The sequence below is a fragment of the Corallococcus sp. BB11-1 genome (assembly GCF_026626625.1).
GTDB lineage: Bacteria > Myxococcota > Myxococcia > Myxococcales > Myxococcaceae > Corallococcus > Corallococcus soli.
In genome coordinates, this window is the sequence record NZ_JAPNJY010000017.1 from 1 (window position 1) to 14,919 (window position 14,919).

At 71.0% G+C, this 14,919-nt stretch carries 14 protein-coding genes; 8 read left to right on the plus strand and 6 right to left on the minus strand.

Annotation, left to right across the window (positions count from 1 at the left end; all coding sequences use genetic code 11):
- From OV207_RS14415 to OV207_RS14435, 5 genes are all read right to left on the minus strand, one after another.
- On the minus strand, nucleotides 1–186 hold a 186-nt coding region (locus OV207_RS14415), incomplete at its 3' end, for a hypothetical protein (RefSeq protein ID WP_267555835.1).
- A gap of 7 nt (nucleotides 187–193) precedes the next feature.
- A complete protein-coding gene (locus OV207_RS14420) occupies nucleotides 194–1,990 on the minus strand; it encodes a methyl-accepting chemotaxis protein (RefSeq protein WP_193347966.1) in 1,797 nt (598 codons plus the stop codon).
- Complete coding sequence (locus OV207_RS14425) at nucleotides 1,987–2,355, minus strand: protein CrdC (protein WP_193347965.1); 369 nt, start codon at nucleotides 2,353–2,355, stop codon at nucleotides 1,987–1,989. Before OV207_RS14425 ends, OV207_RS14420 begins: the two co-directional genes overlap by 4 nt.
- Nucleotides 2,356–2,359: 4 nt before the next feature.
- Nucleotides 2,360–2,794, minus strand: coding sequence for a chemotaxis protein CheW (locus OV207_RS14430; protein ID WP_120545466.1), 435 nt, complete (start codon nucleotides 2,792–2,794; stop codon nucleotides 2,360–2,362).
- A 24-nt stretch (nucleotides 2,795–2,818) separates the two neighbouring features.
- The gene (locus OV207_RS14435) at nucleotides 2,819–3,568 is read right to left on the minus strand and encodes an OmpA family protein (RefSeq protein WP_193348227.1); all 750 of its coding nucleotides are present in this window, start codon (nucleotides 3,566–3,568) and stop codon (nucleotides 2,819–2,821) included.
- A gap of 176 nt (nucleotides 3,569–3,744) precedes the next feature.
- Here OV207_RS14435 and OV207_RS14440 point away from each other — a divergent pair, with 176 nt between their 5' ends.
- The 6 genes from OV207_RS14440 to OV207_RS14465 all read left to right on the plus strand — a co-directional run bounded on the left by OV207_RS14440 (nucleotide 3,745) and on the right by OV207_RS14465 (nucleotide 8,921).
- A complete protein-coding gene (locus OV207_RS14440; RefSeq protein WP_267555836.1) occupies nucleotides 3,745–5,196 on the plus strand; it encodes a sigma-54-dependent transcriptional regulator in 1,452 nt (483 codons plus the stop codon).
- Between the two features lie 37 nt (nucleotides 5,197–5,233).
- A complete protein-coding gene (locus OV207_RS14445; protein ID WP_193347963.1) occupies nucleotides 5,234–5,728 on the plus strand; it encodes a hypothetical protein in 495 nt (164 codons plus the stop codon).
- Between the two features lie 55 nt (nucleotides 5,729–5,783).
- The gene (locus tag OV207_RS14450) at nucleotides 5,784–6,176 is read left to right on the plus strand and encodes a hypothetical protein (protein ID WP_267555837.1); all 393 of its coding nucleotides are present in this window, start codon (nucleotides 5,784–5,786) and stop codon (nucleotides 6,174–6,176) included.
- 165 nt (nucleotides 6,177–6,341) lie between these two features.
- Complete coding sequence (locus tag OV207_RS14455; RefSeq protein WP_227027029.1) at nucleotides 6,342–6,917, plus strand: hypothetical protein; 576 nt, start codon at nucleotides 6,342–6,344, stop codon at nucleotides 6,915–6,917.
- Nucleotides 6,904–7,287: a GIY-YIG nuclease family protein gene (locus OV207_RS14460; protein ID WP_267555838.1), complete on the plus strand. Its 384-nt coding sequence runs from the start codon at nucleotides 6,904–6,906 to the stop codon at nucleotides 7,285–7,287. Before OV207_RS14455 ends, OV207_RS14460 begins: the two co-directional genes overlap by 14 nt.
- Before the next feature lie 116 nt (nucleotides 7,288–7,403).
- Nucleotides 7,404–8,921: an Hsp70 family protein gene (locus OV207_RS14465; RefSeq protein ID WP_267555839.1), complete on the plus strand. Its 1,518-nt coding sequence runs from the start codon at nucleotides 7,404–7,406 to the stop codon at nucleotides 8,919–8,921.
- An 18-nt stretch (nucleotides 8,922–8,939) separates the two neighbouring features.
- On the opposite strand, the gene OV207_RS14470 is transcribed toward OV207_RS14465, so the two are convergent.
- Nucleotides 8,940–11,681 (minus strand): PAS domain-containing hybrid sensor histidine kinase/response regulator, encoded by a 2,742-nt coding sequence (locus tag OV207_RS14470; protein WP_267555840.1) that lies wholly within the window; start codon nucleotides 11,679–11,681, stop codon nucleotides 8,940–8,942.
- 369 nt (nucleotides 11,682–12,050) lie between these two features.
- Here OV207_RS14470 and OV207_RS14475 point away from each other — a divergent pair, with 369 nt between their 5' ends.
- The gene (locus OV207_RS14475) at nucleotides 12,051–12,449 is read left to right on the plus strand and encodes a response regulator (protein WP_267555841.1); all 399 of its coding nucleotides are present in this window, start codon (nucleotides 12,051–12,053) and stop codon (nucleotides 12,447–12,449) included.
- 28 nt (nucleotides 12,450–12,477) lie between these two features.
- Nucleotides 12,478–14,892: a right-handed parallel beta-helix repeat-containing protein gene (locus OV207_RS14480; protein ID WP_267555843.1), complete on the plus strand. Its 2,415-nt coding sequence runs from the start codon at nucleotides 12,478–12,480 to the stop codon at nucleotides 14,890–14,892.
- Nucleotides 14,893–14,919 lie beyond the last annotated feature (27 nt).

A 14,919-nucleotide genomic window follows, 5' to 3' on the forward strand; every position in this document is an offset into this window, starting at 1 on the left:
CATGTGCAGCGCGCTCACGCCCACCACCAGGACGACGAGCGAGCCCAGGTGCGCCGTCAGCGGGCCGCCAATCACGAGCGACGCGAAGTGCAGACCCAGCGTGGAGCCCACCAGGTTCGCCAGCGGGACGGGCAGCGCCAGGTGCCGGCTGAAGGAGGCCCGCCGGGGGCCGATGCGCACGCCCATGGCCGCCCTACCCTTCCCCGGCTTCGACGTGGAAGCGCTCGACGACGTGTTGCAGGTCGTGCGCCAGCGTGGACAGATCCGCGTTGGCCGCCACCATCTGCTTGGTTGCCGCGGCGTTCTGTTCGGTGACGCGCAGGATGTCGCCCATGGCCGCGGCCAGCTGGTCGGTGCCCGTCTGCTGTTGCAAGGTGGCCAGCGAGATGCTGCGCACCGCGTGCGACGTCTGCCGCGCCAGCTCCAGGATGAGGCCCAGGCTGTCGTCCACCTGCGCCGCCAGCAGCGTGCCCAGCTCCGTCGTCTTCAGGCCCGCCTCCGTGGCCATCACCGCCGCGTTCGTCGCGTCGCGGATCTCCCCGATGAGGCCCTCGATCTCCTTGGTGGAGCGGATGACGTTCTCCGCGAGCCTGCGCATCTCCGCGGCCACCAGCGAGAAGCCCCGGCCCACCTCGCCCGCCTTCGTGCCCTCCAGCTCCGCGTTGAGCGCCAGCAGGTCCGACTTGTCGGCGATCTCGTTGATGAACTCCACCACCTTGCCAATCTGCTGCACGCGCTTGTTGAGGCGCACCACCGCGTCCGCGATGGCCTCGTTGTCGTGCTTCATGCGCTGCATGGCGCCCAGGAAGGCGGTGGCGCCGCGCTGGCCGGCCTGCGCCGCGCCGAACGTCGTCTCCGCGATGGCGGACACGGACTCCGCGTTGTCGGCGATCTGCTGCGCGGACCGGGCCAGTTGCTCCGTGGTGGCGCTGGTCGCGTTGAGCGCCCCGGCCTGCTCGTCCGCGCCCACCTCCTGCTCCGTGCTGGTGGCCACCAACTGCTCCGTGGTGGCGGAGATCTGGATGCCCGCCTTGCGAAGCTGGGAGAGCGCCTGCACCAGCTGCACCTGCATCTGGGTGAAGGCCGCGGAGGTGGCCCACACCTCGTCCTCCGCGAGGATGACGCGCGGAGGGCGCACTTCGCCGCGCGCGATGCGGGTCGCGTCCTCGGTGATGGCGCGCAGGGGTTCGGAGAGCGCCGTGCCCCCGAGCGCCGCGGTGCCCAGGATGAGCACCGTGACGAGCCCCGCCAGCAACCCCAGCGGCGCGCCCTCGCCCTCGCGGGCCCGCACGAGGATGGCCTCGCGCTCCTGGGGCGTGGTGGCCTGCGCCCACGCGTCCACCACCGCCACCGTGCGCGTGAAGGCCACGTCCAGGATGAAGAGCGACGGGCTCAACACCGCGACGGCGGTGAACACCACCAGGCGACGGCGGATGTGCATGCGCCGGGGCGGCAGCGCGGCCAGCACCTCCAGCGGCGACAGCCCCTCCGCCACCAGCCGCTCCAGCGTGACGCGCGAGCGGCGCACCAGCATGAGGTAGACGAGCATGGAGCTGAGCGGGCCCAGGGACAGGCCCATCAGCACCACGCGCAGCCCTTCGGTCCACGGCACGTGCGCCAGCAGCGGGAAGGACACCGCCACCAGCACCGTCCCGCCCAGCCACCCCTGCAGCGCGAACCAGAAGCCCACGCCCGGCATGGCCGCGACCTCCTGGAGCGCGCGGCGCAGGTGCTCGGGCGTGGAGGGAAGCCGGCCCTCGCCCAGCGCGATCAACGTGCGCAGGGCGCGGCCGTCGCGCAGCCCGCCCAGGCCCAGGAACAGCGCGAGCGCGCACACCCCCAGGATGGACAGCGGAAGCCGGCCCTCCTTCGGCAACGTGTGGGACAGGTGGATGTGCACGAGCGCGAGCACCACGCCCACGCAGCTGCCCAGCACGCGGGGGCGCGTCGTCCAGCGGGCCAGGCCGCGCAGCTCCCGGGGCGGCGTCATGCGGCCTCCGGGCCCAGGCCGCGCAGGTAGCGCTCGAAGCCGTCCAGGTGCACCAGCGGCCACAGCACCCCGCGCGTCAGCACGAAGCCGCGCAGGCTTCCCCCGGAGGCGCCCGCCACCACCGGCGAGGGCGGCAGCACCGACAGCGCCTCCGCGTCGATCTCCAGCCCGTCCACGCCCACGGCCTCACCCGTGAGGGTGACGAGCACGCGCTGGGCGCCCGCGGACTCCCGGAAGGCCCGGCGGGCGGACACCCAGTCGTCGCCCGGCGCGGCGATGGAGGCCACCTCGTTCGCCTCGAACGCGAGGCGGTGGAGGCCCACGTGGCACAGGAGCGTCCCCTCGACCCGGGCAGCGCGGGGCATGGCGCTAGCCGCCCTGGCTGAGGTGGTCGAAGAGGCCTTCGGGGTCGATGACGGCCACGTCGCGCGCGCCGCTCTTGCCGGGGCCGCGCAGGTGGACGTGCACGCCCGTGGGGCCCAGGGGCTCCAGCGCGCCCGTCACGGGGGACACCCCGGCGACGCTGCTGGCGGTGAGGGCGAGCGTTCCGCGCGGCAGCCGCACCAGCACCGCGCGGCGGGAGCCGGCGGTCACCCCTCCCACCAGCAGGCTCATGTCCACGACCGGGATGACTTCACCCCGGTGCGCGAACACGCCCAGCAGGTGGGGCGGGGAACCCGGTACCCGCGTCAGCTCGGGGAAGGTGACCACCTCCGCCGCGGCTTCCGCGGGCACCGCGTACCAACTGCTTCCACAGGCGAAGACCAGGTAGGACTGACGCGTTTCCGACTCGAGGGCGGCCATGTCGCGCCAGAGCCTACCCCAGAACTAGCGCTGGAACTCCACGCGGCGGTTCTCCGCCCACGCTTCCTCGCTGGCGCCGTTGGCGACAGGGCGCGTCTCGCCGTAGCCCACCGTCGTCAGACGGTTGGACGGCACGCCCAGGTCGGTCAGGTAGCGCTTGACCGCCGCGGCGCGGCGGTTGGACAGCTGGAGGTTGTACTCCTCCGTGCCGCGCTCGTCCGCGTGGCCGCCCAGGGTGATCTTCCCCGTGGCCGCCTTGATGCAGGCCGCCAGGTCGCCCAGGCGGGACTGCGCGCTGGAGTCCAGGGTGGACTCGTTGAAGCCGAAGCGCACGGGCGCGTAGTCGCAGCGCGAGTCGGCGGAGGCCGTCACGCAGCGGCCGGCCTGGCAGTCCTGGCCCTCACCGCAGTCGGTGGCGGCGGTGCAGGTGTCCTTGGGGGCCTGGCAGCGGCCGCCCTCGCACTTGCCACCGTTGCACGCGGAGTCGTCCTTGCACTGGGCCTCGGCGCACTTGCCGGCCTCGCAGATGCGGCCGGAGCCGCAGGCCGCGTCCGTGGTGCACTCGGGAGGCTTGGGGACGCACTTGTTCGCCTGGCAGGTGAAGCCCTCACGGCAGTTGTCGTCCGTGGCGCACTCCTGACACTGACCCTGGACGCAGACTTCGCCCTTCTCCTTGCAGGTCTCGTCGTCGTTGCACTTGGGGTAGGTGGGCGGGCACCCGGTCAGCACGGCCACGGCGAGGGCCAACCCCGCCCAAAGCGAAATCCGATGCATCATTCCTCCGTACATCATTCACGGGAAAGGTGGCCCGCGAGCGCGCGGACCAAGCCTGTCGCGTGTAGTCGGACACCCAGGGGAGAGTCAAAAGGTTTGTCCCCTCCTGCTCCTTCAGGGCCGTACGAGTCGCTTGATGCCCCGATTATTTCCGTGAGAGTGTGACCGGTTTGCCCATGCCCGCCGCCGTCCTCATCGTCGATGACGAAAAGAACATCCTCCTCACCCTGAGCCAGTCGTTGCAGCTGGCCGGCTACCGCACGGAGCTGGCCAGCAGCGGACAGGTGGCGCTGGACGTGGTGAGCGCGCGTCCGGTGGACGCGGTGCTGATGGACGTGAAGATGCCGGACATGGACGGCCTCACGGTCCTGGCCCGGCTCACGGAGCTCAAGCCGGAGCTGCCCGTCATCATGATGTCGGGCCACGGCACCATCGACACGGCGGTGAAGGCGACGCAGCTGGGCGCGAGGGACTTCCTGGAGAAGCCGCTGGCGCGCGACAAGCTGCTGGTGGCGCTGCGCAACGTGCTCAAGCACCAGGCGGCGATGGAGGAGTTGCAGGAGCTGCGCGCACAGCTGGGCCGCTTCGACATGGTGGGCGGCGGGCCGGCCATGCAGCGCATCTTCTCCCTCATCCAGCGCGCGGCGCCCAGCGAGGGCCGCGTCCTCATCACCGGCGAGAACGGCACCGGCAAGGAGCTCATCGCGCGTGCGCTGCATCAGCACTCCAAGCGCAAGGGCGGCCCGTTCGTGAAGCTCAACTGCGCGGCGGTGCCGCACGACCTCATCGAGAGCGAGCTGTTCGGCCACGAGAAGGGCGCCTTCACCGGCGCGGTGAGCGTGCGGCGCGGCAAGTTCGAGCTGGCGCACGAGGGCACCCTCTTCCTGGATGAGATTGGCGACATGCCGGCCGCGATGCAGTCGAAGCTGCTGCGCGTGCTCCAGGAGGGAGAGCTGGAGCGCGTGGGCGGCGCGGAGACGCTCAAGGTGGACGTGCGCGTGCTCGCGGCGACGAACAAGAACCTGGAGAAGGAGATCGCCGCCGGGCGGTTCCGCGAGGACCTCTACTACCGCATCAACGTGGTGCAGATTCATTCCCCCCCGCTCCGCGAGCGGGCGGAGGACCTGCCGGACCTCATCAACACCTTCCTGAGCGAGGCGTGCGCGAAGAACGGCCGCAGGCCCCTGATGCTGTCGCCGGACGCGCTCGCGGTGATGAGCGCGTACGACTACCCGGGCAACGTGCGCGAATTGCGCAACCTGGTGGAGCGGCTGGCCATCCTGTGTGAAGGCCCGGTCGTGTCGCGCACGGACGCGCTGGAATTGCTGCCCCGGGGCCGGCAGCTGCCCCCGATGCCCGCGGCCACCGTGGGCGGAGACGCCCCTTTGGCCCCGGTGACGGCCGTGGCCACCGCGCCCGTGGCGGCGGGCCCCGTGGGCTGGCGGCCCCGCGTGGATCAGACGTTCCGCGAGCAGGTGGAGGACGCGGAGCGGGAGATCATCCAGCACGTTCTTGCCCACACGCATGACAACGTGACGGAGGCGGCGCGGATCCTCGACCTGGAGCGGGGCCACTTCTATAAAAAAATGAAGGCCCTGGGCCTGCGCCGGGGGCAGTCCGAGTCCTGAACCCGGGTTCGCGAGCCGCCGCCAAGGAGAAAACACGATGCATCGCCACGCTGCTCCAAGGCCGTCCCTCCCGCTGACCCTGGCCACCGTGCTGATGGCGCTCGGTGTCCTGCTCATCGCGCCGCCCGCCTGGGCGGACAAGCCGGCCAAGCCCACGACCCGACCCGCCGACCGGCACTTCATCCGCAAGGTCGATCAGTCCTCCGTCGCCAAGGACAAGAACACCGTCATCGAGTCCCGGGTCGATGTCGGCCGGGATGTGCGGGAGATCAACGATGGCAAGGCCAAGAAGGGCAGCGAGTCCGGAACCGTGACCTGGGCCATCAACGGGCGGACCTACGGTGCCCATACGAATGGTACGCTCTTCCCCATCCGAGGCTCCGGGTTGCACGAGCTGAACCGCTCGGCCTTCAAGGCGCTGGGTGTGTACAACAAGTTCAGCGACACCCCGCGCGCCAAGGAGATCCTGGACAAGATGGGCACCTCGTCAGGTGACAGGAATGCCGCGCTCAAGGCCCACAAAGCAGGTTGAGAGGGAAACCATGCCGTCCGAAAGACAGGTCCTCGGATTTCTCGTCCGTGGTGCCGTGAGCGATGAGCGCCTCATCGACAGCATCACCCGGGCGCTCGGCCTTCCTCCCGGCGAGGCGGCACGCTTCGACGCTGACGGGCCCGCCGAGGCGACCGTGCTCGTCGAGACCACGCTCCGGCCGTCTGGCTTCCGCACGGATGTGACCCTCTACGCCGATGCCTCCCGCACCCGCGGAGTCTCCGTGCTCACCTCGTTGGAGGTGGCCACCCGGGTCGCGGCCCTGCTTCGCGAAGAGGTCCTCATCTCGCCTCCTGCGGACGACCCTGCTGTCGCCGCCACATGGCTCCTCGTCACACCCGACGGCCAGCGCTTCCGGGCCAGCGAAGCCTCGCCAGGCGCCGACGAGGACTCCGTCGACATCGACCGCGCATCCCTCCGCCCCCTCTAGCATTGACGTCTCCGCGCGGCGTCTGGTTTATTGGTCCATGGGCGCCGAGGGGCGCCTGTGCCCGAAAAGACGACGTCACCCTCGCTTCACCCGCAGCCGACATGCTCCCGATGAAGTCCTTCCACGGTCCACCAGCGGGTGAGGGCCGCCACCGAAGGAATCGTCATGGGAACAGGCAGCACCTCCACGCTCACGCTTCATGAATGCAAGGTCCGGGCGTCGCTCCTGCTCAAGGACCTGGACTCCTCCGACGCCCCCCGCGCCACGCGCGCCGCCGAGCGCATGCGCGCCCTGCCCTTCTTCGCCGGCCTGTCGCTGGGCGAGGTGCTCGCGCGCCGCGACACCGTGAAACACAAGCACGGGCTCACGGTCATCGCGCGCGAAGCGGGCCATGCCACCTGGACGCAGCTGAAGCAGGCGCTGCAGGCCGTGCCCGCGCCGGGCCTGGACACGGGCGTGTTCTTCCAGAAGCAGCGGGGCTCCTTCCTCAACCGCTGGTTCGCCACCTACGAGGAGGCGGCGACGTCGCTCGCGGCGCAGGGCGGGTTCCTCTTCCCCTTCCGCCACCAGTACTTCGTCTGCGAGGCCGACTTCCTGCGGACGCTGGGCATCGACGCGACGGAGGCGGACTGGGCGCGGCTGGGCCACGACTGGGTGCGCCCGCGCGACCCCGCCGCGAAGGAGCGCCTGGAAGGGAAGCTCGTGGCGCTCGGGTACGGAGGCCGCCATGTCGCCGGTTGAGGACTCGCGCGCGTCCCGCGCCGAGCGCAAGCGCGCCTACAAGGAGGCCACCGTCCCCATGGGCATCTACGCCATCCGCAACCGCGTCAACGGCAAGGTGTTCGTGGGCCACAGCCTCAACCTGCCCGCGATGTTCAATCGCATCCGCTTCGAGTTCGCCCAGCGCATGCACCGCGTCCCCGAGCTCCAGGCGGACTGGGAACAGCATGGAGAGGCGGCCTTCTCCTTCGAGGTGTTGGATCAGCTCGAGCCCCTGGACGAGCCCGGCCCCACGCCGCCCGTGGAGGAGCTGAAGGTGCTGGAGCAGATGTGGCTGGAGCGCCTGAAGCCCTACGGCGACGCCGGCTACAACACGCCCCCCGGGCCCTGAGCGCGCGGCCCGCGGCGTGCGCCATCCGTCCCCGGGAAGGGGCTCCCCGGGGCGTTGACATCCCCGGGGAGGACGGGTGCCGCGACGCGCCGAGACGTGCGAGGATGGGCCACCTCATGAGCACGAGCGCCGCCCCCATCCTCGGCATCGACTTCGGGACCACCAACACCGCGGCGGCCTTCTTCGACAAGGCAGGAAAGCTGCGGGTGGTGCCCATCGCGGAGAAGAGCCTCACCCTGCCCTCCATCGCGTGGTTCCACGCGGGCGACAAGGCCATCGTCGGCCCGGCGGCCCGCCGGCAGATCATCGACGACCCGCGCCACACCATCTTCGGCGCCAAGCGCTTCCTGGGCCGCCGCTTCCAGTCCGAATACGTGGCGCGCCACCGGGGCCGCTTCGCCTTCGAGCTGGTGGAGGGCCCGGACGGCTACACCGCCGTGGAGGTGTACGGCAAGGTGACGCCGCTCATCGACGTGGCGCACCACATCCTCAAGCACATCAACACCCTGGCCACGCACGCGGCCGGGGCGCGCTTCGAGGAGTGCGTGCTCACGGTGCCGGCGCACGCCAACATCCGCCAGCGCGAGGCCATCCGTCACGCGGCGGAGAAGGCGGGCCTGCGCGTGCGCGCCATCGTCAACGAGCCCACCGCCGCGGCGCTCTACTACGCCAACCTGCGCAACCCCGAGCAGACGGTGATGGTGTTCGACCTGGGCGGCGGCACCTTCGACGTCACCCTCATGGCGGTGCGCAACCGCGTGGTGAAGGTGCTGGCCACCGGCGGCGACGCGTTCCTGGGCGGCGCCAACTTCGACGAGCAGATCGTCGAGGCACTGGTGGAGGACTTCCGCAAGAAGCACGGCATCGACCTGCGCGGCAACAAGGTCGTCATGCAGCGGCTGGTCTTCGCCGCCGAGTCCGCGAAGATGGCGCTCAGCAACGCCACGTCCGTTCCCCTGCGCGTGCCGTGCATCACCCAGAAGGACGGCGCCTTCGTGGACTTCAACTACACGCTCACCCGGGAGCAGGTGGAGGCCATCGTCTTCCAGCTCATCGAGCGCACCGCCGCCGCGTGCGACGACGTGCTGGAGAAGGCGGGGATGAAGGCGGAGGCCATCGACGAGCTGGTGATGGTGGGCGGCCAGACGCGCATGCCCGCCATCCGCAAGCGCCTGTCCCACTTCCGCAAGCTGTCGTCGGACAAGGAGGTGCACCCGGAGCTGGGCGTGGCCGTGGGCGCGGCCATCCTGGGCCGCAACCTGGCGCGCGGCATCAGCGGCCTGTCGGACGTGGTGCCCATGCCCATTGGCGCCATGGTGCCCGGCGGAGGCCAGCACGAAGTGCTCCCCGCCAACACGCCCGTGCCCGGCACCCGCTCCGTGGTGCTGGAGCTGCCGCAGTGGGCCGGCCCCGTGCCGGTGGCCCTCTTCGAGGCGTTGGACCGCACCACCGTGGAGCGCGAGCTGCTGGGCACCGTGCGCATCGAACCGGACTGGCGCCTGGCCCACCCCGGGCCCACCACGCTGGAGCTGCGCATGGGGCCGGACTTCTCCCTCACCGCCCAGCTCGTCGCGCCGGACGGCCAGCGTCAGCCGCTGACCATCACCGACCCGAACGCGCCCCAGCGGCTCTGACGGGCGGCCCCCGGGGCTTCAGCCCGTGGCCCGGGACGTGATGGAGCCCTTGAGCTGCTCCAGGAGCTGGCGGCACTCCTCCAGCGCCTCCTGGCAGTGGGCCACCAGCGGCGCCAGGCCCTCCAGCACCCGGGCGTCCGCGCGCTGCTCGATGTCCCAGCACAGCGACTCCAGGGTGGCCGCGCCGAAGTAGGCCGCGTTGGACTTGAGCGTGTGGGCCGCGCGGGCCAGGTTCTCCAGCTCGCCCAGGGCCAGCGCCGTCCGCGCGTCGTCCATCAGCCGGGGCATGCTGTCCAGCGCGGTGTCGATGAGCTCCGGGAGCATCCGCTCCACCTGCCCGTCCAGCGACTGCCACAGCCGCTCCAGCGCGGAGGTCTCCAGCCCCCGGATGCGCGGGGTGCCCACGCGGGGCAATTCCGTGGGGCGCGCGTGCGCGACGGGCAGGGCCTCGGGCCCGCGCGGCAGCCGCTCCCAGGCGCGGCGCAGCGCGGAGATGAGCTCCTCCACGCGGATGGGCTTGCTGAGGAAGTCGTCCATGCCCGCGTCCAGGCACTCGCGCCGGTCCGCCGTCATCGCGTTGGCCGTCATGGCGATGACCCAGGGCTGCTCGCTGGGCGGCACCTCCGTGCGCAGGTGGCGCGTGGTCTCCAGGCCGTCCATCTCCGGCATCTGCACGTCCATCAGCACGACGTCGTACTTCGTGCGCGCCAGGGCGTGCAGGCCCTCGCGGCCGTTGGAGGCCGTGTCCGCCGGGTAGCCCAGGCGATCCAACACCAGCAGCGCCAGCTTCTGGTTGGTGGGGTTGTCCTCCACCAGCAGGATGCGCAGCGGCATCTGGTCACCGGGCCGCGCGTTGAACACCGAGCGCTCGCGGGTGGCGAGCGCGGGCACCGGGACGGGCGGCTTCGCGGAGATGAGGTCCTGCGCCAGACACGTCATCAGCGCGTCATGCAGCTGCGACGCCTTCACCGGCCGGGGCAGCACCGCGGTGAACAACCCCGGGGGCTGCGCGTCGCGCTGGTCGAACGACGTGAGCAGCAGCAGCGGCAGCTCGCGCGCGTCGCGCTGCTGGCGGATGTGCCCCGCGAGCGTGGGGCCGTCCATCAGCGGCATGCGGTGGTCCAGGATGGCCAGGTCGAACCGGGCCCCGGACTCCAGGCGGGCGAGCGCCTCCGTCCCGGAGCCCACCTCCACCAGGTCCATGCCCCAGGCGGACAGCTGCCGGCCCAGCAGCTTGCGGTTGATGGCGTTGTCGTCCACCACCAGCACGCGCCGGCCCTGGAGCTTCAGCGGATCCGGGCGCGGGGCGTTGCCGCTGCGCGGGGCCTCGCGCGCCTGGAAGGTGAAGTGGAACGTGGCGCCCCTGCCGGGCACGCCCTCGCTCTCCATCCACAGCCGCCCGCCCATCGCCTCCACCAGCCGCTTGCTGATGGCGAGCCCCAGGCCCGTGCCGCCGTAGCGCCGGGACACCGACTCGTTCAGCTGGTTGAAGGGCTCGAACAGGCCGCCGCGCGCGGACTCGGCGATGCCCAGGCCGGTGTCCTGCACCGCGAAGTGCAGCTCGAACGCCCCGCCCGGGGCCAGGGGCTGGCGGGGCGCGTCCACGGAGATGGACACGCCGCCGCGCTCGGTGAACTTCACCGCGTTGCCCACCAGGTTGAGCAGCACCTGTCGCAGCCGCGCGCCGTCGCCCACCACGTTGACCGGCGTCTCGTCCGTGACGTGGTAGCCCAGGTCCAGGGACTTCTCGCTGGCGCGCATGGCCAGCAGGTCCAACACGGACTCCACGCACTGGCGCAGGTTGAAGGGCTTCTCCTCCAGCTCCACCCGGCCGGCTTCAATCTTGGAGAAGTCCAGCATGTCGTTGAGCAGCCCCAGCAGCCCGTCACCGCTCTGGCGGATGGTGGACGCGAAGTCGCGCTGCTCGGGCGTCAGGGCCGTGTCCATCAGCAGCCCCGCCATGCCGATGATGGCGTTCATCGGCGTGCGGATCTCATGGCTCACGGTGGCCAGGAACAGGCTCTTGGCCTGGTTGGCGTCCTCGGCGGCCTGGCGCGCCCGCTGGAGGTCGGTGACGTCGTGGTAGATGGCGATGAAGCCCAGCGACTGGCCCGCCACCATCACCGGCAGGGCGCGCAGCTCCACGTCCACCACCGTGCCGTCCTTGCGCACCCGCCGGGTGACGACGTGCACCCGGTCCATGCGCAGCGCCTCGCGCGACGTCTCCTCCGCCTCCGGGCGGATGTCGTCCACGTTGGCCACGAGCTTGAGGATGTTGCGCCCCAGCGCCTCCTCGAGCGTGTAGCCGAAGAGCCGCTCCGCGGCCGGGTTCCAGGTGAGCACCTCGAAGGCGCGGCTGATGGTCACGATGGCCACCGGACTGTGGTCCACCACCGCCTCGAAGAACTCCTTCTGCTGCCGGAGGATGGACTCCGCCTCCAGCGTGCCGTCCAGGCCCCGCAGCATCAGCACCCAGCCACCGTCGCCCGGCTGCGGCAGGGCCAGCACCCGCACCGCGTGCGCCGGGCCCAGCTGCCATTCCGTCTCCGGAGGCGTGCCTCCTCCCGGCGGGAGCGCGGGAGGCGTCCAGCCCGGCAGCACGCGCTCCACGGGCAGGCCCACCAGCACGTCGCGGGGGCCCAGGAGCCCCTCCGCGGCGCGGTTCACGGCCACGACCCGCAGGGTCGGGTCGAGCACGAGCGCACCGTCGCGCATGTGCTCGAACAAGGCCGGATACGCGCTGGGTGGCAGTTCGGGCAACCTTCCCCCTCCGTTCAAGAACTGTAGGTCAGTCGAGGCGCCAGTTCCACGCCAACCATGAAAACCGTGGAGGTGGGCAGGCGCCGGGATGCTTCCGTTCGCCGGGAGACGTGGGGCATCAGGGGGTTAGCGCGCCGGCCCCTCCCGTTGGATGGAGACGGATGACCGGTGGGCGTCATCTGGCGGTGGGGGCCACCCCCACCCGCGGTGCGGAAGGGTCGCCACGCGGCTGTTCACGGGCAGACGGCCAGCCGGGCCCCCGCCCCACCACCCGCCCCCCTTGCGGACTGCCCGGAATGATCAGCCCACCCTGGGCAGTGCGGCGCTCGGGCGACCTAGCTTCCAACTAACCCCACGGAAGAGAGAGTCGTGCCCGACGCGAACGCGACCCCCCTCATTCTCCTCATCGATGACGAGCCGGAGCTGGAAGTGCTGGCCCGCTACCTTGAACTCGAGGGCTATTCCGTCCTGACGGCGAGCAACGGCGAGGAAGGCCTGCTGGCGCTCGCGTCCTGTCGCAAGCCCTGCATCGTCCTGCTCGACCTGATGATGCCGGTGATGGACGGCTATGGCTTCCTGAAACGGCTGCACGAGGATGCGACCCTCTGCGGACTGCCGGTCTTCGTGCTCACCGCCAGCTTCAACACGGAGCTGATGGCGGGCGCGGTGGGCCTGCTCCAGAAACCCCTGCACATGGAGGTACTGCTGGAGGCCGTAGCACCGTATTGTCCGCCTCCTGATGAAGACAAGAATTCCCCTCCAAACTAGAGCCCTGGCGCTCCTCTGTATCCTCCCCTTGATACATGCGTGTTTCACGCCCCTGGAGGCGGGAGGGGAGTCTTCGGACGAAGGCCTCACCACCGCGAGCCAGGGGCTGGTGGCCCATGTGTATTCACGGCCACCCGTTCCCACGGCCTTCTACGAGCCCCCTTCCGCCAACGCCGTCTTCGTGGCGCCGGGGGGCAATGACAGCACCGGCACGGGCACGGAGGCGCAGCCGTACCAGACGCTGGGACGCGCGCTCCAGGTCGTCAACGCGAAGCCCGCGGACGCGACGACGTGGACGGTGGTGCTCAAGGCGGGCACCTACCGCGAGGGCGAGCTCACCGTGAGCCGGGCCCGCGTGACGGTGCAGCGCTACAAGGGCGACGTCGTGTCGCTCCGGGGCAGCGTGGCGGTGACGGGGTTCAGCGGCAGCGGGCCCTATACGAAGACGCTGTCGGGGTTCGACCCCACGCCGGTGGAGGTGGACTGCGCGGACGCGGTGCTGCTGGGCCAGGCGGGCCGGGACTACGGGGCGGAGACGCCCTTCGCCGTCACGCGCGCGGGCATCCCGCTCCGGCGGGTGGCGCCGGGCGCGCCGCTGTCCAGCGGGCAGTACCGCTATGACGCCGCGACGAACGTGCTGACCCTGGCGGACAGCCCCACCGAGGTGGAGGTGGCGCTGAAGCGCTGGGCGCTGAGGACGAACGCGCCGCTCGTGAAGTTCGCCGGGCTGGACGTGCAGAACTACGCGACGTGCACGGTGAACTGGAGCCGGACCGTCAACGGGCTCACCTACTACAAGGGCGCGGTGCTGCTGTACCGGGACACCGAGTCGGACTCCGGCGCGGTGCTGGAGAACTCCACCGTCGCCAACAACGCCGCCAACGGCGTGGCCGTGGCGCACGGCCGGGACATCCGCCTGTCGGGCAACGTGCTCGTCAACAACGGGTGGACGGGCGCGCAGGCGAGCAACGCGCAGCGGCTCATCGTCGAGGACAACGTCATGTCCTACAACAACGTGCGGCGGTGGGCGAACACGGTGGAGGCCGGGATGAAGGTGACGTTCATCCGCGACGGCGTCGTGTTCAACAACCTGTTTGAACACAACGCCGCGAACGGCTTCTGGTGCGACCAGGGCTGCGGCGCCACGAACCCGGGCAACCGCTGGTTCATCCTGGCGCGCAACGTGGCCCGCTACAACGACGACAAGGGCCTCTTCTACGAGGTGTCCCACCACGGCGTCCTCGCCTCCAACGTCGTGCATGACAACGGCAGGACGGGCATCGCCGTGTTCGGCTCGCGCAACGTGCAGCTGTGGAACAACACCGCCGTGGACAACGACGCGTCCAGCGACGGGTACTCCGCCAACGTCAGCATCGTGGACGACAAGCGGTGCTTCACGAACGACGTGCTGCCGGGCGGCAAGGCCTGCACCACCGCCAACGGGTGCGACCCGCAGGTGGCGGGCAACTACGACCACTGCGAGCCCTCGTCGGTGGGGCCGCTGGCGAACACCTGCAACGCGGAGGCGGTGGTGCTGATGAACAACGTGCTGTCCGGTTCGCTGTCGGCCCGGCCCCTGTTGAACGTGGACGACCCGAACCCGGCGACGGCCTACGGCGCCCCGGCCATCCTCCAGGCCCACGACTTCCAGGCCTACTACCGCGCCAGCACCAGCGCGCCCGCCACGTTGATCCGCTTCCAGCGCGCGGCCAACACCTCCGCCGCGTCCTACGCGAGCCTCGCCGCGTTCCGCGCCGCGAACCCGGGCCGCGAACCCCAGTCCGTGGAGCGCTCCGGCGGCACCCGGCACCCCTTCTTCGTCAACGCCGCGGTGAAGGACTTCACCCAGGACCCCGCCAGCGCGGACGTCTGGGGTCGGGGCCAGGCCCTGCCGTCGGAGGTGCTCAAGGCGGTGTACTGGCCCCAGGCGTCCCCCGCGCAGCCCCCTGCCCGCATCGGCGCCATCGAGTGGCGGGACAAGGCCGTGGCCGCGCCTTGTGACGTGAGCGCGCCGGTCCACCACCGCCGCAACCCCACGTCGGGCGACCACCTCTTCACGACGATGCTGTCGGAGGCGGAGAGCGCGGGCCGGGACTGGGGCTACACGGACGACCTGGGCATCGCGTTCCGGGCGTCCACCACCGCCGCGACGGGGCTGTCGCCGGTGTACCGGCTCTACAACCCGACCGTGTTGGAGCACTTCTGGACCATCGACGCGGCGGAGAAGCAGGGCGCGCAGTCCACCTACGGCTACACCACGGATGAGGGCATCGGGTTCTACGCGGCCACCGCGCCCGGGCCCTGCCGGGTGCCGGTGTACCGGCTGGTGCACGCGGCCGCGTCCCGGCACACCTTCACGACGTCGCAGGCGGAGCGGGCCTCGCTCGTCGCCAGCGGCTGGACGGACGAGGGCCTCCGGTTCTACGCGGGGGCACCACAATAGGGCGCCCCCCGCCACCGCCCGTGCCAG

Bases quoted from the DNA above. Each gene is read 5' to 3' on its own strand.
- OV207_RS14420 (WP_193347966.1), bottom strand. From the start codon at position 1,990: ATGACGCCGCCCCGGGAGCTGCGCGGCCTGGCCCGCTGGACGACGCGC.
- OV207_RS14425 (WP_193347965.1), bottom strand. From the start codon at position 2,355: ATGCCCCGCGCTGCCCGGGTCGAGGGGACGCTCCTGTGCCACGTGGGC.
- OV207_RS14430 (WP_120545466.1), bottom strand. From the start codon at position 2,794: ATGGCCGCCCTCGAGTCGGAAACGCGTCAGTCCTACCTGGTCTTCGCC.
- OV207_RS14435 (WP_193348227.1), bottom strand. From the start codon at position 3,568: ATGCATCGGATTTCGCTTTGGGCGGGGTTGGCCCTCGCCGTGGCCGTG.
- OV207_RS14440 (WP_267555836.1), top strand. From the start codon at position 3,745: ATGCCCGCCGCCGTCCTCATCGTCGATGACGAAAAGAACATCCTCCTC.
- OV207_RS14445 (WP_193347963.1), top strand. From the start codon at position 5,234: ATGCATCGCCACGCTGCTCCAAGGCCGTCCCTCCCGCTGACCCTGGCC.
- OV207_RS14455 (WP_227027029.1), top strand. From the start codon at position 6,342: ATGGGAACAGGCAGCACCTCCACGCTCACGCTTCATGAATGCAAGGTC.
- OV207_RS14460 (WP_267555838.1), top strand. From the start codon at position 6,904: ATGTCGCCGGTTGAGGACTCGCGCGCGTCCCGCGCCGAGCGCAAGCGC.
- OV207_RS14465 (WP_267555839.1), top strand. From the start codon at position 7,404: ATGAGCACGAGCGCCGCCCCCATCCTCGGCATCGACTTCGGGACCACC.